Source organism: Gemmatimonas sp., from assembly GCF_036405635.1.
Taxonomy (GTDB): Bacteria; Gemmatimonadota; Gemmatimonadetes; order Gemmatimonadales; family Gemmatimonadaceae; genus Gemmatimonas.
The window spans coordinates 1-18,275 of record NZ_DASWXE010000003.1 but is presented as its reverse complement, the minus strand read 5'-3'; the positions used below and the strand labels follow the sequence as shown (position 1 = coordinate 18,275).

At 65.0% G+C, this 18,275-nt stretch carries 16 protein-coding genes; 2 read left to right on the top strand and 14 right to left on the bottom strand.

Going from position 1 to position 18,275, the window contains the following annotated elements:
* The 14 genes from hprK to VGE27_RS00095 all read right to left on the bottom strand — a co-directional run.
* Positions 1–864, bottom strand: an 864-nt coding sequence (gene hprK / locus VGE27_RS00160) for an HPr(Ser) kinase/phosphatase (RefSeq protein WP_331047603.1), incomplete at its 3' end; no start/stop codon positions are given.
* A complete protein-coding gene (locus VGE27_RS00155; protein ID WP_331047602.1) occupies positions 861–1,184 on the bottom strand; it encodes an HPF/RaiA family ribosome-associated protein in 324 nt (107 codons plus the stop codon). The genes hprK and VGE27_RS00155, both read right to left, overlap by 4 nt.
* A complete protein-coding gene (locus VGE27_RS00150) occupies positions 1,184–2,299 on the bottom strand; it encodes a glycosyltransferase family 4 protein (RefSeq protein ID WP_331047601.1) in 1,116 nt (371 codons plus the stop codon). Before VGE27_RS00150 ends, VGE27_RS00155 begins: the two co-directional genes overlap by 1 nt.
* A 50-nt stretch (positions 2,300–2,349) precedes the next feature.
* A complete protein-coding gene (nusB, locus tag VGE27_RS00145) occupies positions 2,350–2,862 on the bottom strand; it encodes a transcription antitermination factor NusB (RefSeq protein ID WP_331047600.1) in 513 nt (170 codons plus the stop codon).
* Positions 2,862–3,359: a 6,7-dimethyl-8-ribityllumazine synthase gene (ribH, locus tag VGE27_RS00140; RefSeq protein ID WP_331047599.1), complete on the bottom strand. Its 498-nt coding sequence runs from the start codon at positions 3,357–3,359 to the stop codon at positions 2,862–2,864. Before ribH ends, nusB begins: the two co-directional genes overlap by 1 nt.
* A gap of 7 nt (positions 3,360–3,366) precedes the next feature.
* Positions 3,367–4,629 (bottom strand): bifunctional 3,4-dihydroxy-2-butanone-4-phosphate synthase/GTP cyclohydrolase II, encoded by a 1,263-nt coding sequence (locus VGE27_RS00135; protein WP_331047598.1) that lies wholly within the window; start codon positions 4,627–4,629, stop codon positions 3,367–3,369.
* Positions 4,630–4,638: 9 nt separating this feature from the next.
* On the bottom strand, positions 4,639–5,298 hold the full coding sequence (locus VGE27_RS00130) for a riboflavin synthase (protein WP_331047597.1): 660 nt from the start codon (positions 5,296–5,298) through the stop codon (positions 4,639–4,641).
* Positions 5,299–5,305: 7 nt separating this feature from the next.
* Positions 5,306–6,451: a bifunctional diaminohydroxyphosphoribosylaminopyrimidine deaminase/5-amino-6-(5-phosphoribosylamino)uracil reductase RibD gene (gene ribD / locus VGE27_RS00125; RefSeq protein WP_331047596.1), complete on the bottom strand. Its 1,146-nt coding sequence runs from the start codon at positions 6,449–6,451 to the stop codon at positions 5,306–5,308.
* Positions 6,452–6,464: 13 nt separating this feature from the next.
* Positions 6,465–7,433 (bottom strand): hypothetical protein, encoded by a 969-nt coding sequence (locus VGE27_RS00120; protein WP_331047595.1) that lies wholly within the window; start codon positions 7,431–7,433, stop codon positions 6,465–6,467.
* A gap of 53 nt (positions 7,434–7,486) precedes the next feature.
* Entirely contained in the window at positions 7,487–8,539 is a 1,053-nt protein-coding gene (gene purM / locus VGE27_RS00115; RefSeq protein WP_331047594.1) for a phosphoribosylformylglycinamidine cyclo-ligase, read from the bottom strand.
* A complete protein-coding gene (locus tag VGE27_RS00110; RefSeq protein ID WP_331047593.1) occupies positions 8,536–9,486 on the bottom strand; it encodes a PfkB family carbohydrate kinase in 951 nt (316 codons plus the stop codon). Before VGE27_RS00110 ends, purM begins: the two co-directional genes overlap by 4 nt.
* On the bottom strand, positions 9,483–11,168 hold the full coding sequence (argS, locus tag VGE27_RS00105; RefSeq protein WP_331047592.1) for an arginine--tRNA ligase: 1,686 nt from the start codon (positions 11,166–11,168) through the stop codon (positions 9,483–9,485). Before argS ends, VGE27_RS00110 begins: the two co-directional genes overlap by 4 nt.
* Entirely contained in the window at positions 11,165–11,485 is a 321-nt protein-coding gene (locus VGE27_RS00100) for a hypothetical protein (RefSeq protein WP_331047591.1), read from the bottom strand. Before VGE27_RS00100 ends, argS begins: the two co-directional genes overlap by 4 nt.
* 212 nt (positions 11,486–11,697) lie before the next feature.
* Positions 11,698–13,152: a Rieske (2Fe-2S) protein gene (locus VGE27_RS00095; RefSeq protein WP_331047590.1), complete on the bottom strand. Its 1,455-nt coding sequence runs from the start codon at positions 13,150–13,152 to the stop codon at positions 11,698–11,700.
* 508 nt (positions 13,153–13,660) lie between these two features.
* Here VGE27_RS00095 and VGE27_RS00090 point away from each other — a divergent pair.
* Both VGE27_RS00090 and VGE27_RS00085 read left to right on the top strand, forming a co-directional pair.
* Positions 13,661–16,747 (top strand): SusC/RagA family TonB-linked outer membrane protein, encoded by a 3,087-nt coding sequence (locus tag VGE27_RS00090; RefSeq protein WP_331047589.1) that lies wholly within the window; start codon positions 13,661–13,663, stop codon positions 16,745–16,747.
* A gap of 37 nt (positions 16,748–16,784) precedes the next feature.
* Positions 16,785–18,218: a RagB/SusD family nutrient uptake outer membrane protein gene (locus tag VGE27_RS00085; protein WP_331047588.1), complete on the top strand. Its 1,434-nt coding sequence runs from the start codon at positions 16,785–16,787 to the stop codon at positions 18,216–18,218.
* Positions 18,219–18,275: the final 57 nt, after the last annotated feature.

Sequence of the window (18,275 nt, the reverse complement as noted above, 5' to 3'; positions counted from 1 at the left end):
GAGATGGTTCATCGCGATGACCTCGGCAATCACCGTGATGTTTTTGCCGGGATTGAGATGCACCGTGATCTTCGGGATCTCGACGCCGAGGATATCGATGGTCTGCACATCGAGACCGGTGCGGTCGACATGGGCGTTGCCATCCCACTCTTCGAGCACCACCACCACCTCGAGACGCTTCTGCTGACGCACGGCATGAATGCCGAAGATGGCCGGGATATCGAGCAGGCCGACACCACGGATTTCCATGAAATGCCGTTGCAGCTCATGGCCTTTGCCGATCAGCACATCGTTACCGCGCCGCGAGACGAACACGAGGTCGTCGGCCACGAGGCGATGCCCGCGCTCCACGAGGTCGAGCACACACTCCGACTTACCGATGCCACTCTTGCCCGTGAAGAACAGCCCCACGCCATACACGTCGGCCAGTGAGCCGTGCAACGTGGTGGTGGGTGCGAACTGATCCGACAGGAACGGCTTGATGAGTCGATAAAACTCGGCCGTCTTGAGTTGCGAGCGCAGCACGGCGACACCCGCTTCTTCGGCCAGCCGCATCAGCGGCGTGGGCGGCTCGAGTCCCTTCGTGATGAAGGCACAGGGCAACGGAAAGCCGAAGAACTGTTCCAGATTGGCGGCGCGCTGCGCTTCTCCCAGAGACTGCAAATAGGTGATCTCGGTTTCGCCGAGCACCTGAATGCGCTGATAAGGAAAGCGATTGATGTACCCCGACAACACGAGCCCCGGGCTGGATGCCTCGGGGCTCGTGATCTCACGATCGAGACCGGTGGAAGGGCCCAGCAGTTCGAGCTCGAGCGTGTCTTTCATGCGCTCGAACAGGGTTCCGACCGTGAGACGGCGATTCACTCGGAGAAATCTCCGGGGCGGGGTTCTGGGCGAGGCGCTCGCCTGGATCGGCGCGCGCGGGAGACCTGACTTTCCAGTCGCTGCACGGCAGCGGACAAGGCGGGTGCGAAGGCGCGGGCGTCAGCTTGGGCAAACAACTCCCCCTGACCCCCGGCGCGCAAGACGATCTCGACGCGGCGGGTTGGGCCATCACCGACGAATCGAACGATCGCGTTGGCCACGCGCTTGAGACGCGAGGCGATGCGTTCCACGGCGGCCTGTGCCTGAGCACGAAGTGAATCGGTCACTTCGGCGTGATGCGCGTGCAGGATGATCTCCATCAGCGACCTCCCTCCTTTCCCACCACGACTTCTCTGAGGTGGGATTCGGTCTGATCGGCGGCATTCGCCCAGGTGAATCCTTCGGCAAAATGCCGCGCGGCGGCCCCCAGGTGTTCGACGAGCGCTCGCTCGCCGCTGAGGCGACGCATGGATGCAGCCATGGCAGCCACGTCCCCGTGTGGTACGAGGTAGCCGGTCTCGCCATGGCGGACCGACTCGCGGATTCCCGGAGAATTCGACGCAATCACCGGAGTCCCGCTCGCTGCTGCCTCCAGATTCGTGATGCCCCAGCCCTCCTTTGGTGAAGCGAAAAGAGTTGCCCAAGCTCGTCGCAGCAGGGCGCACTTCTCAGTCTCGTCAATACGTCCTAAAAACCGTACCCGCGAGTGCACCCCAAGGGTTCCGGCTAAACGCTCCAATTCAGCCCGATATTCCCCCGCCCCGGCCACTTCGAGTGTGGCGTCGGGCACCTCACAGGCCGCGAAGGCACGGATCACCAGATCCACACCCTTATACTTCTTCAGACGACCGAGATACGCAAAGGTTGGACGAGCCGCACGCTGGGTGGGGTCGGGCGTGTAGTGTGCGCTGTCGATACCCGGAAAGATCACGCGGATGCTGTCGCGCGGAATGCCCCGGCGCACCAGATCGTCCTTCGTGCTCTCGCTGATCGCCTCGAAGGCATGACCGGCGTAGAACCATGGCAACGGCTTTTCTGCCAGCCACACCGCTGTGGCAAGCGGCGCGGCGAGTTCCTGAAAGGCCGTCCCGCCAAACAGGTGCGGCACGAGCCCTACCAGTTTGGGCGCACGCCAGGTGGGCGTGAACACCGGCACCTTGTTGATATCCTCGACCAGCACGTCGAAACCGCGCTGCACCAGATGGGTGTGCCAGTAGCGACGCGCGAGGAACGGGAACGATTGCCGCGTGCCAACGCGATGCACTTCGATGCCATCAAGCGTGGTGCGGGGAGGACACCCAGGCCAACCACCGCACAACAGCACCACTTCATGACCCGCTTGTGCCAGCCGTCCGAAGATCTCGTGGAGATGGATCTCCGCACCGCCGGCCTGCGGGTTGTCGCGGCACTGCCAGTTGACGACAGCAATGCGCAAGGGCCTCCGCAGACGGTCGTCCGCCTGCGTGCCTACCGAGGCCTGCGCGGTCACAACCGTCCGAGCCGACGGGCGTAGGCGTCCAGCACGCCGTTGACGAAGCGCGCCGACCGCTCAGTGCCATATCGCTCCGCGAGACGCACCGCTTCCTGCAGCACCACCTTCACCGGCGTTTCTTCGCGCGCGAGTTCGGCGGCGGCAAGACGCAGCACACTACGCTCGATGGCACCAAGGCGCTCGAGGCGCCAGTTGGCCGTGACTTCGGAGAGTGCGGTATCGAGCGCAGCACCGCGATCGGCCACCGTGGCCACGATGCGTGAAGCAAACAGACGCTCCGCCGGATCGATGGCGAGGTCGTCGAAAACGGTGGTGGCGATGCGCTTCACCTGCGACAGATCGCGCAGGTCGGCCGCATAGAGTGCCTGCAACGCGCGCGCACGTCCGCGGGTTTCCACGCGCTCCTCCTGCGTGGCCTTACGCCCGCGCGTGCGGCGCCCTTGCTTGGGCGCCAACGGCTCCTGCATGGGCGTGTCCCAGAACGCCTCGTCGCGAAGATTCACCATCACTCGGCGTCCTCGTCGTCGTAGTCCGCCGCCGGCAACGCACGATCGAACAGGTCGAGCACTTCGAGTGCCGCCAGTGCGGCATCCATGCCCTTGTTGCCATGCACACCACCAGCCCGCGCTTCCGCCTGCTCGAGCGTGTCAGTGGTGAGCAGGCCGAGCGTCACGGGCACATCGAAGTCGCGTGAGGCTTCCATCAGGCCGCGTGCAGTTTCACCGGCCACGATGTCGAAGTGCGGCGTGTCGCCGCGAATGACGGCACCCACGGCAACGGCCGCGTCATACCGCTCGCTGCTGAGCGCACGACGCACGGCCACCGGCAACTCCCACGCGCCCGGCACCCAGAGCACGTCGACATTGTCGAACGCCACACCCTTCTCCACGAGCGCGCGCACCGCGCCCTCGGCGAGCGGCACGGTCACGCCCTCGTTGAAGCGGCTGGCAACCACCACGATGCGGCGTCCTTCACCGCGCGGTTCTCCACTGAACTCAGCCACGTCGATCTCAGATGGCGAAGAGGTGACCAAGCTTTGTTCGCTTGGTTTCAAGATAGGAAGCGTTCTCATCGGTCGACGGGGCCTCGATACGGACACGATCGGTGAGCACGAGACCGTAGCCATCGAGCCCCACGAGCTTGCGGGGGTTGTTCGTCAGCACGCGAATGGACTGCACGCCGAGGTCGAGAAGAATCTGCGCGCCAATGCCGTAGTTGCGAAGGTCTGCCTTGAAACCAAGCTGTTCATTGGCCTCGACCGTGTCGGCACCGCGATCCTGCAGCTCATAGGCCTTGAGCTTGTTGATGAGGCCGATGCCACGGCCTTCCTGATCAAGGTACACGATGACGCCCTTGCCTTCGGTCTGGATCATGGCCATGGCCGTGTCGAGCTGCCACCCGCAGTCACAGCGGCGCGAATGGAACACGTCGCCCGTGAGGCACTTGGAGTGCATGCGCACCAGCACACCTTCACCCTGCGAGACATCGCCATAGGCAATGGCAATGTGCTCACGCTGGTCGACATCGTTCTTGTAGCCGTAGATGCGCCACTCACCGTATTCGGTGGGCAAGCGCGCTTCGGCCACGCGATGCACGAGACGCTCGTTCTTGAGGCGATACGCCACGAGCTGCGCGATGGTGATGAACGTCAGGCCATGCTGCTTGCAGAACTGCTCGAGCTGCGGGCGGCGCGAGGTGGTGCCGTCCTTGTTCAGCACTTCGCAGATGACACCGGCGGGACGGCAACCGGCGAGACGCGCGAGGTCCACCGCGGCCTCGGTGTGTCCCACGCGCTGCAGCACGCCACCATCCCGTGCACGCAGCGGATGGATATGCCCCGGCACGCGAAGGTCGGCTCGCGTGGAATCGGGATCGGCAGCAACGCGGATGGTCGCCGCACGATCGGCCGCGCTGATGCCCGTAGTGACGCCGTACTTGGCCGCCGCATCGATGGAGACCGTGAACGCCGTGCTCATCGACTCGGTGTTCTTCTCCACCTGCATCTCGAGGCCGAGGCGATTGGCCCACTCGTTGGTCATGGCCAGACAGATCATGCCTTTTGCTTCAAGCATGAAGTTGACCATCTCGGGCGTCACCAGTTCGGCCGCGCACACAAGATCACCTTCGTTTTCGCGGTCTTCATCGTCGGCCACCACGATGAACTTGCCAGCGGCGATATCGGCCAGCGCCTGCTCGACCGTCCCGAACACCGTATCGGCAGCCTGGCGGTCCGCGTCCTGCGGCGCCCCGGCGTTCTGCTGTGAAATGGGCATCAGTACGCTTCAGTACTCTGAGGTAAGCGCGCCCGTGCGCGCGGGGGTGTTCGTGGCGGTCTGCGCGGCGGTATATGCCGTCATCAGTCGCTCGACATGCTTGGCCAGGACATCGGCCTCGACGTGCACCGCATGGCCGGCTTCGAGCTCGCCGAGTGTGGTGTGCCGCTTGGTGAACTCGATGATGGAGAGCTGCACACCGGTGTCGAGCATCTCGTTCACCGTCAGGCTCACGCCATTGATGGTGATGGAGCCCTTGTCGACGGTGAGCGGGCGGAGGCGCGGCGGCAGTTCCACGTCGACCAGCCACGCGTCACCCGCGGTGGTGGTGCGCAGCACGGTGCCCAGATCGTCCACATGGCCAAGCACCATGTGGCCACCGAGGCGATCGCCCATGCGCATGGCGCGTTCGAGATTCACGCGCTGGCCAGCGGTCCATTGACCGATGGTGGTGCGACCCAGCGTCGTCTCGATGGCCGCGACCGTGAACCAGCTGCCACCCTCAACGGTGGCGCCATGTTCGCGCACGGTGAGGCACGCGCCATTCACCGCGACGCTCTCGCCATCGGCCAACTCAGGGTAGCCGCAGGTGATGCGCAGCTCCCGACCAGCCGGTGTGTCAGCGACGTGCTCAATGAGCCCGACGTCGTCCACGAGCCCCGTGAACATCCGTTCTTCAGTCTCCGAAAACAGCGTAACGGGTCATCAGGTCGGCGCCGAACACGCGGCGCTCGAGCACCCGGAGGCGTGGCGCGGTGTCCGCGCCCGACGCCGGGTACGTGGCAAACGCCGACACGGCGCCTGCCCCCAGAATGACCGGAGCCTGAAAGATAATCAGGTGATGGACGAGTCCGGCGTTCAGGAGCGCAGAACCCAGTTCGGCGCCTCCCTCCACCAGCAGATGGCGCACCCCTTCCGCCCAGAGGGTACGAAGGGCATCAGCCGGGCCCGCCGCCTCCAGCACCTGCACGCCGGCATCCGCCAAGGCATCGGCGCCGGCCGGTCGGGGCGGCTGGGTGACAATACTGACCGGGATCTCCTCGGCCGTGCGCACGAGGGCACTTTCCAGCGGCAGCCGGGCCTGGCGATCGAACACGACCCGCCGGGGAGGCACTCGTGGCGCGTCCACGAGACGGACGGTGAGAGCCGGGTCGTCGGCCAATGCCGTGCCGATGCCCACGGCCACCGCGTCCGCGTCTGCCCGGAGGGCATGGACGGCCGCATGTGCCTCGGGCCCCGTCAGCCAGCCCCGCTGTCGGGATGCGTCCACGATAGCCCCGTCGATGGAGACGGCCAGCTTGAGGGTGACAAAGGGCCGGTCGGCGCCACGGGCGGCATGGAAGAACGGCGCATTCTGCACCAGCGCTTCGTGCTCACACACGCCCACCGTGACGGCGATACCGGCCGCCTCGAGCCGCTCGATGCCGCCCGCCGCCTTGGGGTTGGGATCCCGGGTGGCACACACCACACGCACCACACCCGCCGCAACAAGGGCGTCGGTACACGGCGGAGTCTTGCCGTGGTGATTGCACGGCTCGAGGCTCACGTACGCGGTTGCGCCTTGTGCCGCCGCGCCTGCGGCAGCCAGCGCATGCACCTCGGCATGCGGGCCGCCGTACTGCTGATGCCAGCCCTCCCCAACGACTTCTCCCCCCCGCACGATGACGGCGCCGACCTTGGGATTGGGAGACACCTGTCCCGCGCCGCGCTCAGCCAACACAATGGCTCGACGCATGAAGCGCACGTCATCGACGGTGAACGTCGAGACGTGCGCTTCGTGCGCCTGCACATCCTCGCCGTGACCGGCGGGAACGGTGCTCATGCGGCGTGCGACATCAGAAGCGCACCGTGAGTCCGAGTGATGCGTAGCGGTAGGCTTCGTTGGCCCGACGACCGCCAAACTGATTCACCGTGTTTTCGATGGTGCCGGCGCTGGACCATCCGTATTCACCAACGACCCGCACGAGCGATATACCAAACGATGCGTTGAGAAAGGCTGTGTTGCGCTTGGCCTTGGTGCGCACATCGGACAACGTCACAGCGCTGCGCAGAGGAATGGCTCCCACCGATTCGTTCACGACGCCGCTCATGCCGGACGAGCCTTCGATCTCGTCGCGGCCAATGCCGGCGGCGAGTCCGACCACGGCAACGCGCTTGCTCGCCACCAACCGCCACGTGTTGGACGTAACCGCCATGTTGTTCACGTTCAGCGTGTCATTGCCCGGCGTGTAGGAAAGGTTCTCGGTGGGCAGCTTGCGTCGCATGTAGCTGATGCTCACACCGGGCACCACCGAGGACTCCTGTAGTGCGCCAACTCTCACGCCGTAGGAGAATGCAAAGGACGATCCGGAAGGCTTGAGGCGGAAGCTGCCTTCTGACGCTTGAGGCAAATAGGTGACGCCGAGCAGTGCATCGACTCCACCCACATTCGTCAGGCCAGCCGGCACGCCCGAAAACAGACCAACGGCGGCATCGACCGAGGGGATGGGTACGTAGGTGCGCTTGGCGCCGAAATCACTGCTCGGTGGAGTGCCTCCCACCACGGCCGTGATGGGCACCGAGTTGCGCGGCAGATACCCTTCGACCGCGGTGAGGCGAGCACTGATAGCGCGCTTGCCCCACCCACCCATCGTGCCCCCTTCGCCGAGAATGGGATTGCCTCCAGACAGCGCGACGCCCACCTGCGGCACCACGTAGGCGAACAGGTCACGCCCCTTCTGACACGCGTCCGCGGCAGAGCCGCCGAACGTGGGCATTTCACAACGGCCGACCGTGGTCTGCGCCTGCGCAGTCGTCACGCCCATGGCGAGCGCGGCAGGCACAGTCGCTGCGGCGAGGAGCCTCCGCGCGCGCCGCTTCACGCGCCCAACCCGCGCAATTGCACCTCACCAGTGCCCTTCACAGTCTTGCCCAGTTCCCACGCCTCAATGCTGCATGCAGCGGCGCGTGCAATCAGCGCCGACACATTCTCCCGTGCCGTGATCACGACCATGCCAACCCCCATGTTGAAAGCGCGGAACATCTCCATCGGGCTCACCTGCCCCGCTTCGGCCAGTACCCGGAAGACGGAGGGGATGGTCCATGTGGAGGTATCCACGGCAGCATCGAGGGTGTGAGGCAGCGCACGGTTCAGGTTGCCCGGCAGGCCGCCGCCCGTGATATGCGCCATCGCATGGATGGAGCCGAGCATGGGCTCGAGGCAGGTGAGATACGAGCGATGCACCTTGAGCATGACGTCGGCCACCGTGGCGCCATCGGCGTCGGGGAACACGTCGTGCACACCGAGCTTGAGACGATCGCTGATGATGCGGCGAGCGAGCGAGTAGCCGTTGGTGTGCAGCCCATCGCTGGCCAACGCCACCAGCACATCGCCTTCCTGCACACGCGCGCTGCCCAGCACCTGATCTTCTTCCACAATGCCCGTGATGAAACCGGCGAGATCGTAGTCGGGCGGCGTGTACACACCCGGCATCTCGGCCGTCTCGCCGCCGATCAGCGCGCAATGATTCTCGCGGCAACCCGCCGCCACACCAGCCACCACACCTTCCACCACGGGTGGCTCGAGCTTGCCGAACGCCACGTAGTCGAGGAAGTACAGCGGCACCGCACCCTGCACCAGGATGTCGTTGGTGCAATGGTTCACGAGGCAGTGACCGATCGTGTCATGACGGTCGGCTTCGATGGCGATCTTGATCTTGGTGCCCACACCATCAGCGCTGGCCACCAGCAGCGGCGCACGATAGCGATCGGGCACACGGAACATGCCGCCAAAGCCGCCAAACGCGCCGCGCGATCCCGCCGTCATCGTCGACTGCACCAGTCGCGACAGACGGTTCTTCGCATCATCGGCTGCTTCGATGTCGACACCCGCCGAGCGATAATCGAGGGGCGTGGAGTTGGGGGCGGTCATGCGTCAAGCTCCGAGTCGAAGGCCACGAGTTGGCGGAATTCCTGGACGCGCGCATCGATATCGGCGCGCGTGATTTCAAGCAGTCGGGTGTTGGAGAACTTCTCGACGGCAAACGAACCCATGGCCGAACCAACGACCACGGCGCGACGCATGGCGCGCTCGCTGATGTCACCCGTCGCGGCGAGATAGCCCATGAAGCCGCCGGCAAACGAGTCACCGGCACCGGTCGGATCGAACACACTTTCGAGCGGATACGCGGGCGCGAAGAACACGCTCTCGCGATTGAACATGAACGCGCCGTGCTCGCCCTTCTTGATGAGCACATGCTTCGGCCCCTTGTCGAGGATCCAGCGCGCGGCCTGTACGAGGTTGGTGTGCTCGGTGAGCTGGCGTGCTTCGCCGTCGTTCAGCGTGATGAGGTCGACGTGCTTGAGCAGTTCGATCAGCTCGGGGCGGCGCGACTCGATCCAGAAGTTCATCGTATCGCACGCGACCAGTCGGGGCTTCTCCACCTGCTCCAGCACCTGCAGCTGAAGACGCGGATCGATGTTGGCGAGAAACACGAACGGCGCGCGGCGGAACTGCTCCGGAATGTTCGGGCGGAAGTGCGAGAACACACCAAGGTGCGTCTCGAGCGTTTCGGCCGAGTTGAGGTCGTGACGATACCGGCCACGCCACCGGAAGCTGGTGCCCTCCACCTTCTCGAGGCCAGCGAGGTCCACGCCACGCTCGGCCAGCGGGGCGAGCTTCTCCACCGGATAGTCGTCACCGACCACACCGACGAGCTGTACGGGCGCAAAGTGCGAAGCCGACGACGAGAAGAAGGTGCCGGAACCACCCAGCACTTCATCAGCCTTGCCGAACGGCGTCTCGACGGAATCGAGGGCGACAGATCCCACCACCAGCACCGGGTGCGCGGCGGAAGTCGACGATACAGACGGGGTCACATGCGCTCCGGCGCAGTCAGTCCGAGGATGCGCAGGCCGGACGCGATGCCGAGCTGCGTGGCACGCGCGAGCACGAGCCGCGCGCGCGTGATGGCCTCGGGTTCTCCGAGGACGTGATGCTTGTGATACCAGGTGTGGGCCGTGCGCGCCGTCTCGAGCAGCCAGCCCGCAATGCGGTGCGGTTCGAGATTGTCGGCGGCGCCCTTCACGATGGCCGGGAAGTCGAGCAACTGCTTGATGAGTTCCTGTTCGGCCGGCTCGCTGAGCACACCGAGGTCCACGCCGTCGGCGGTCACGGTGGTCGCGTCCACTTCACCGACGCGGAAGATGCCGCACATGCGCGCGTGAGCCATCTGCACGTAATACACCGGGTTCTCTTCAGACTGGCTGCGGGCGAGATCCACATCGAACACGAGCTGTGAATCGCCCTTGCGCATCAGGTAGAAGTAGCGGACGGCATCACGTCCCACTTCGTCGATGAGATCGCGCACAGTGACGTACGAGCCGGCGCGCTTGGAGATCTTCACCTCTTCGCCGCCCTTCATGACGGTCACCATCTGGTGCAGCACGTAGTCGGGATAACCCTGCGGGATGCCGATCCCCAGCGCCTGCAGACCGGCGCGCACACGCGTGGTGGTGCTGTGATGATCAGCGCCCTGCACGTTGATCGCGCGATGGTAGCCGCGTTCCCACTTGGTCACGTGATAGGCCACATCGGGGACGAAGTAGGTGTAGTCGCCACCCTTCGCCTCGCTCTTCTTCATCACGCGGTCCTTGTCATCGCCAAAGGCCGTCGTGCGCAGGAAGAGCGCGCCGTTGTCCTCGAAGGTGTAGCCCGACGCCTTGAGCGCCTCGACAGTCTTGTCGACCCGGCCGTCGGTGTAGAGCGAACTTTCGAGATAGTATGTGTCGAACTTGACGCCGAAGGCCTGCAGATCGAGGTCCTGTTCGTGGCGCAGCGCCGCTACGGCGAACTCGCGCATCGCGTCGAGGTCGTTGCCCGTCGCATCGGCGCTGTGCTGTGTGGCGTAGCGCTCGGCGATCTCCCGGATGTACTCACCGTGATAGCCGCCTTCGGGAATTTCGAGCGCCGCACCACCGATCTCGCGCACACGCGCCTGCGTGCTCTTCGCGAGGTTCGCGATCTGTGCACCGGCGTCGTTGTAGTAGAACTCGCGATCGACCTTCCAGCCGGTCCACTCGAGCAGCGTGCTGATGGCATCGCCCAGCGCAGCCTGACGTCCGTGACCCACGTGCAAAGGACCGGTGGGATTCGCCGAAACAAATTCCACGACGACACGCTCGCCCTGTCCGATGTTGTGGCGTCCCCACTGCTCCGGCGCAGCGAGGATCTGCAACAGGCCGCGGGCCTGAAAGCCTGGATCGAGACGGAAATTGATGAAGCCCGGGCCGGCGATTTCGGCGGCCTGGATGCCCACACTTTCTTTGTTGAGTGCAGCGATGAGTGCTTCGGCCAGATCGCGCGGCTTCTTGCCGAGCGGCTTGGCCAGCGTCATCGCGAGATTCGTGGCCCAGTCACCGAAGGACGGGTCGCGCGGGCGCTCGAGTACGGGCGAGACATCGTCGGGCGCACCAAGCGTGCGGGCCGCGCGTACGAGTTCTGCGCGCAAGGCGTCGGCGTGGCTCGCCGGTTCCGCTGCGTCGTTCTGCGGGGCGCTCACTCGGATTTGGGGCTCGAAGTGGAACCGCCGCTCGAGCTGCTACCGGACGCGCTGCCGCCGGACGAGCCCGAGCTGTCGCTCTTCGGGGCGCTGTCCGACTTCTCGCTGCTGGCCGGACGCTGATCCTTCTTGCCGTCCTTGCCGTAGTCGGTGATGTAGAAGCCCGATCCCTTGAAGAGCAGACCGGCACCACCAGAGATGATCCGCGTGGCCACACCGTCGCCGTTGGGCGACGGAATGGACTCCGGGACCTCGGAGATCTTGAAGATGCGCTCGATGATCGTTCCGTCCGGACAACGGAACTCGTAAGTCGGCATGGCGACAGCTGGGGCAAAAGGGAGCTAAGTCGAACAGCCCCAAAAGTTAGCCATGCTGCCGAGGGGGAACAATCGGGCAGCGGTTGCGGGTCGCGAGGGGACGGGTTTCGTGGTGACCAACAGGGTCACGGGTACCGGGACGCGCGTCTCGAGACTCGTTACCCGGCACTCGGCTTTTCACCCCCAAACACGCCCCTCGCGACCCGGAACCGCTACAGCGTCACCACAAATGTGCTGGCCCCTGGCGTATACACCACGGTGTACTGCGTCAGGTTGTCCGTGATCTGCGAACCGTCCGGCAGATTGTTGCCCTCACGGTCGAACAGGGCGCCGTGATTGGGGCAGCGGAAGCTGGCGTTGTTCACCACCAGAATGGTGGTACCGGCGTGTGGGCATACCATCGAGAACGCCGAAAAGCTGTTCGCACTGGTGCGCACCACGGCCACCGGCCCACCATTGATGTTGCCCACACTGCCCACGACGCCGCCCACATTGGCGAGGGCCGGCCAGGCGGCGATGGTGACCTGGAGACCGGGCGGATTCACCGTGAGGGTGACCGTGAGCGTGCGATTGGCGAGCCCCGTGGCCGCGACGACGACGGTGGCCGTGTATGTACCGACCGCCAAACCCGTGATGTTGGGGCGCAGCGTGAGAGTGGCCGGTGCCGTGGTGCCGCTGAGCGACGGGGTGAGCCAGCCGCTGGCCCCCGTTCCGTAATTCACGGCCGCCGTGATACCCAGAACCGCGCCGCCGCCACCGTTGTTGATCTGCACCGTTTGCGCGACGGGTGCGATGCCCTGCGCCACCGTGAACGACAGCGCGCTGGCCGACAGCAGCAGCGACGCCGGAGACGCCGGGTCCTGCACCAGCATGGTCACGGCAACCGTTTGTGCGCCGGTCGAGACGTTGGGCGCATTGACGGTCACGGTCGCGGAGTATGTACCGGCGGGGATGGTGCCCCGCGTGGCCGTGAGCGTCAGCGTGGCCGGAGTGGACGCCTGGTCGATGGCGACATTGAGCCAGCCGCTGCGCTGATTGGGCGCGTAGGCGAGCGACACCTGCAGACCGCTGATGGTGCCGCCTCCTTCATTGTTCACGGCGACAGTCTGCGGGGCCATGGTGCCAGCCCCGACAATGGAAGTAACGAAGACGGCACTCCCCGCCGAGAGCGAGAGCGCCGGTGGCGTCGGCACACCGCCGATCGTGAGGGTGCCGTCCGCGTTGTTGCGTACCGCCACGGGAGCAAGACCGGCGGTTTCCTGCCCACCGGTCCATTCGCCATCGAGGGCAAATCGGGCGCCATGGTTGGGGCACACAAAACCGGAGGACCGGACGTCGACGATGGTGCCCTTGTGGGGGCAGACGAGCGAGAGCGCCCGGTACTGCGCGGTCGACATCCGTTCGAGCAGGATGGGCGAGGCGAGGCCGGAGGAGACCACCACCCGTCCACCGACCTGCTGCAACGCGGAGACCGTGCGCGGATCGAAGGTGAAGGGATCGGCCGGGAACGGCGGGATCGCTTCAGGGCCGGAGATGATGCCGTCGCCGCAACTGGCGGTCACCAGCGCGCCCATCGAGAGGACAGACGCTGTTGCGACGAACTGCCGGCGGTCGAATCGGGCGGCGGCAGCCGCGCACGCGTTACAGGACGAATTCTCGGTCAGCATCGATGGGCAGCGGAGAAGATGGACTGTCGGCGTGCAGGTGGCGTTCGGGTGATGACCCGGTCCCAACCTAACGATTCCTCGGGTCCCGCGATTGTGGCACAGGTCACGGGGATGGCGGCCCCTGTTTCAGCGTACATACGGATGTGAATTGCTCGCCAGAGTGCCTCTGGCGCGAGCCCCGGTGACCGAACTGGCGCGGGAAATGGCGTGCCTGGAAAACGTGACGAAACGTTACTGGCACTGAGATTGTCACGACTAAGACGCCGACCAAATCCACCGGCATACAAGACCCGAACAGGGGCAATCCCCGGGCAACGCTTGTCGTCCCATTCATTCGCGTGACGCCACCTGCCGCTGTGCTGTTAGCCGTTTACCTTTGCGTCATCCTCGACGGCTCTGTCACTGTCGAGTCACAGACACTCCCCGCAAACGTCTGTGACTGACAGTCCATCACTCGTGACAGGGCGTCGGGCGATCCGCCGCAGTACTCCCCTCCATCGGAGACCCTATGGGTAGGTTCTTCAAGTTCGTGGCCGCGGCTGCCATGGTTGCCCTCCTGCCGTTCCGTGCGGACGCGCAGACCCGTGATATCACGGGTAAGGTGACCATGGTCGGTACCGGCCAGCCCCTTCCAGATGTCACTGTCAGCATCGTCGGCCAGCAGGTCGGTGTGCGCACCAACGAGCGGGGTGAATACCGCATCCGGGTGCCGGCCGGTGAAGCATCCCTTATGGCGCGTACGCTTGGGTACAAGCGCGCCACGGTCCGTGTCGCCCCGACGGTGACGACGGCCGACTTCGAGCTCGACAAGGACGTGCTGCAGCTCGAAGGTGTGACGGTTACCGGTGCCGCGACGACGGTTGATCGTCGTGTCGCCGCCACGGCCGTGGCCTCGGTCAACGCACAGGAACTGAATCGCGTGCCGGCCCGCTCGGTCGAAAGCAACCTGGCTGGTAAGGTTGCCGGTGCCCGCGTGTTCGAAAACAGCGGCGCGCCGGGCGGTGGTGCCCAGGTGCAGATCCGTGGCGCCACGTCCGTGCTGGGTCAGGGTGATCCGCTCTACGTCGTCGACGGTGTCATCCTTTCGAACTCCGGCTTCTCGTCGGGTGCGTCGGCCGTTTCGCGCGCCTCGGGTTCGACGGGTTCCAATCAGGACCAGGTCGTCAATCGTCTCGCCGACCTGAACTCGAACGACATCGAAAGCATCGAAGTGCTGAAGTCGGCGGCCGCCACGGCCATCTACGGCTCACGCGCGACGAACGGCGTGGTCGTGATCACCACCAAGCGCGGTCAGACCGGCCAGTCGCGCTGGAATCTGACGCAGCGTGTGGGCACGCAGCAGATGGTGCGCTCGCTGGGTCACCGCCAGTACCGCGACCTCGACCACGTGCTGCCCTTCGTCGGCGGCCCGATCGGTGAAGCCGCCGCGCGCGCGGCCTGCACCCCGACGTGCACCAACTACGACTGGCAGGGCGACCTCTACGGCCGCACCGACCCGTCGTGGGAAACGCTGCTTTCGGCCTCGGGTGGCGCGGGCAACACGCGCTACTTCGCCTCGCTGAACGACCGTCAGGAGTCGGGCATCATGATCAACACCGGCGCCCGTCGCACCGGTGGCCGCATCAACCTCGACCAGACGATCGGCAGCAAGCTCACGGCCAGCATGGGCGTGGACCTCACGCGCAACTTCCTGCAGCGCGGTATCGGCAACAACGCCAACTCGGGCACCAGCCCGACGTACGAGCTGGGCTACAACCCGGCCATCATCGACCTGCGTGCGCGTGGGGCCGATGGTCGCTATGTGCGCATGCCGTTCCACGGCGGCGGTTTCACCACGGCCAATCCGTTCGAAGTGGCCGAAGCGGTGCAGGGTGACGAAGTGGTGCACCGTCTCGCCGGTAACCTCCGCGTCGGTTACGCCGCGGTCGCCACGGCGCGTCACAGCGTGCAGCTGTCCATGCTGGCCGGCGTCGACCGCTTCCAGCAGGAAGGCATCGTCTACTCGCCCAACTACCTGCAGTTCGAGCCGGCTGACGGCTTCCTTGGCACCGCTGGTGAGAACAACGTTTCCAGCCTCCAGAGCAATGCCGGCCTGAACGCGGTGTGGACCTGGACGCCGGCCAATCGCCTGGTGACGTCGTTCACGACGTCCGTCGGTGGTACGTACGAGCGCCAGGCGGTGGGTATCTACCGCATCCGCGCTCGCGGCCTTATCCCCAGTGTGAAGGTGGCACCTTTGGCCGGTGCGCAGGACATGTCGGTCGAAGACAGCCGCTCGGAATTCCGCGATCAGTCAGTGTACGTCAACGAACAGGCCCTGTTCCTCGACGAAAAGCTGGCCCTGAACGTGGGTCTCCGTGCCGACCGTTCGAGCGCCAATGGCGATCGCGAGAAGTACTACATCTTCCCGAAGTACTCGGCTTCGTACCGCTTCCTGAAGCCGTTCACAGACAAGCTCGACGAAGTCAAGTTCCGTGGCGCCTGGGGTCAGTCGGGCAACCGTCCCCGCTACGGCGACCGCGATGTGCTGTACAGCGCACCGGGCCAGATCGGTGGTCAGATCTCGCTGGCGACGGCAAGCCTCGTCGGCAACCCGGCCATCAAGCCGGAAATCATGAACGAGCTGGAATTCGGTGTGGACGCGACGCTGTTCGGTGGCCGTATCGGCATCGAAGCCACGCGCTACCAGCGTAAGATCACCGACCTGCTGCTCACCTACCCGCTCCCCCCGTCGTCGGGTCTTGCCAACAAGATCATCAACGGTGGTCAGCTGTCGGTGCTGGGTTCGGAAGGCGTGCTGTCGCTGGTGCCGCTGCGTCGTGGCAGCTTCGAGTGGACCAGCCGCATCATCTACAACACGAACAAGCAGTACACCAACGACCTCCCGGTTCCGGCGTTCTATCCGACCGGCAGCTTTGGTGCGGCGTACGGCCGTAACCGCATCGGTGCCAACTCGGTCTCCACGGAGATCTGGTCCAACGCTCCGCTGCGCTGGAACCCGACCACCCAGGCCTATGTTGCGATCGACACGATCACGGGCAACTCCAACCCGTTCCACACCACCACGTTCAACAACGACTTCACGTGGAAGCGCCTCACGGTGTCCGCGCTGATCGACTGGCGTGCGGGTGGCGACGTGTCGAACATGACGAACAACCTGTGGGACGAAGGCGGTAACGCGCGTGACTACGACGACGCGGCGCCGACCCAGCTCATCAAGCCGAGCGGCTCGGGCAACCCGGGTGATGCCAGCTACGTGCCGGGCTCGCGTCTCTGCGGTACGCAGACGCTGGGTGCCTGCCGCTACGCGACGTTCAACGGTGGCGACACGCGTGTCTACATCCAGAACGGTTCGTACGTGAAGGTTCGCGAAATCACGCTGAACGTGCAGGCGCCGGACGCGTGGGCGCAGAAGCTGAAGGCGCGCTCGATGCGCTTCAACCTCAGCGGCCGCAACCTGTTCATGTTCACGGATTACTGGGGCTTTGACCCGGAGTTCAACAACTTCGGCAATCAGAACTTCAACCGTTTCATCGACCTCGCGCCGTACCCGTCGAGCCGTCAGTTCTTCTTCAGCGTCGACCTGGGGTTCTGATCCCATGACGACTACCAACCATTCCGGCGTTTCACGGATGACCTCGAAGACTGTGCGCACCCTTGGTGTGCTGTCCCTGGCGTCGCTCTCGCTGGCCGCTTGCAGCAAGGACACGCTCAACATCACGAACCCGAACTCGCCGAGTGTCGACGGTGCTGGCTCGGATCCGCAGACCCTGCAGTTGCAGGCCACGGGTGTGCTGCGTGGCAACCGCGGCAGTCTGAGCACGTACCAGAGTGATCTCGGACGTTTCGGTCGTGAGTCGTACTCGTACACCCCCGCGGAAGGCCGCAACACGTCGGCGTACCTGATCGGCTTCCCCGGCCAGAACCGGCTCGATCCGGGCGGTTTTGCCGTTGGCAGCTGGTCCGGCCCGTACGCCAACCTGCGCGACATCTTCAACTTCAGAAAGACGGTCGATGCCTCGACGGCCTTCTCGGACGCGCAGAAGCGTGCCGCGACGGGCTTCGCGAGGACGATCGAAGCGATGGAGCTGATGTATGTCGTGGCCACGCGTGACACGCTCGGCGGCATCGTGCAGATCAATGAAGATCCGCAGGTGCTCGCGCCGTTCGTGTCCCGCGACTCGATGTACAAGTACATCCTGAACACGCTCGATGGTGCACAGGCGGACCTGACGGCAGCCGGCACGGCCGCCTTCCCGTTCACCATGCATTCGGGTTACGCGGGCTTCAACACGCCGGCGACGTTCCTCCGCTTCAACCGCGCCATGGCGGCGCGCGCGGCGGCGTACTACGCCACGGTCGGTGGTGGTGCGGCGGCGTGGACTCGTGCCGGCACGGCGCTCGCCGCGTCGTTCATCAACACGGGCGCCACGACGGCGGCGGCACTGAACGTGGGTGTGTACCAGGTGCAGGGTGCGGCGCCGGATACGCCGAACCCGTTCAACATGGTCACCAACACGACCACGTTTGCGCACATGTCGATTCAGGCCGACGCGCCCCGCAAGGCCGACGGCACGTTCGACAACCGCTATCTGGCGAAGATCGGTACCCGTGCCCAGGGCAACGCGCCTCAGGGTCTGGGCATCCCGTCGACGTTGGGCTTCAACATGTACCCGACAGTAGCCTCGCCGACGCCGGTTATCCGCAATGAGGAGCTCATCCTCCTCCGCGCGGAAATCCTGCTTGCCACGGGTGACAAGCAGGGTGCGATCGACATGATCAACGTGATCCGCGTGAACTCGGGCGGCCTCGCGCCGACCACGCTCACCGCGGCTGCCTCCAACGATGCGATCCTCACGGAAATCCTGCTGCAGAAGCGTTACTCGCTGCTGCTGGAAGGGCATCGCTGGGTGGATATGCGTCGCTACGGCCGCCTCAACCAGCTGCCGATCGACATCACCTCGGGCGTGAACACGCACTTCGTGGCGCGCGTGCAGCCGATCCCGACGGCCGAGTGCCTGCAGCGCGTCGGTCAGACGGGCGCACTGGCTGGTCCGGGTTGCTGATCACCTTGATGTAGAAGGAAATGGAAGTGCCCCCCGGGATTCATCCCGGGGGGCACT

Coding starts and splice junctions, on each gene's coding strand:
- VGE27_RS00155 (WP_331047602.1), bottom strand. CDS start 1,184: ATGGAGATCATCCTGCACGCGCATCACGCCGAAGTGACCGATTCACTT.
- nusB (WP_331047600.1), bottom strand. CDS start 2,862: ATGGTGAATCTTCGCGACGAGGCGTTCTGGGACACGCCCATGCAGGAG.
- VGE27_RS00135 (WP_331047598.1), bottom strand. CDS start 4,629: ATGCCCATTTCACAGCAGAACGCCGGGGCGCCGCAGGACGCGGACCGC.
- VGE27_RS00130 (WP_331047597.1), bottom strand. CDS start 5,298: ATGTTCACGGGGCTCGTGGACGACGTCGGGCTCATTGAGCACGTCGCT.
- ribD (WP_331047596.1), bottom strand. CDS start 6,451: ATGAGCACCGTTCCCGCCGGTCACGGCGAGGATGTGCAGGCGCACGAA.
- VGE27_RS00120 (WP_331047595.1), bottom strand. CDS start 7,433: ATGGGCGTGACGACTGCGCAGGCGCAGACCACGGTCGGCCGTTGTGAA.
- purM (WP_331047594.1), bottom strand. CDS start 8,539: ATGACCGCCCCCAACTCCACGCCCCTCGATTATCGCTCGGCGGGTGTC.
- VGE27_RS00100 (WP_331047591.1), bottom strand. CDS start 11,485: ATGCCGACTTACGAGTTCCGTTGTCCGGACGGAACGATCATCGAGCGC.
- VGE27_RS00095 (WP_331047590.1), bottom strand. CDS start 13,152: ATGCTGACCGAGAATTCGTCCTGTAACGCGTGCGCGGCTGCCGCCGCC.
- VGE27_RS00090 (WP_331047589.1), top strand. CDS start 13,661: ATGGGTAGGTTCTTCAAGTTCGTGGCCGCGGCTGCCATGGTTGCCCTC.
- VGE27_RS00085 (WP_331047588.1), top strand. CDS start 16,785: ATGACCTCGAAGACTGTGCGCACCCTTGGTGTGCTGTCCCTGGCGTCG.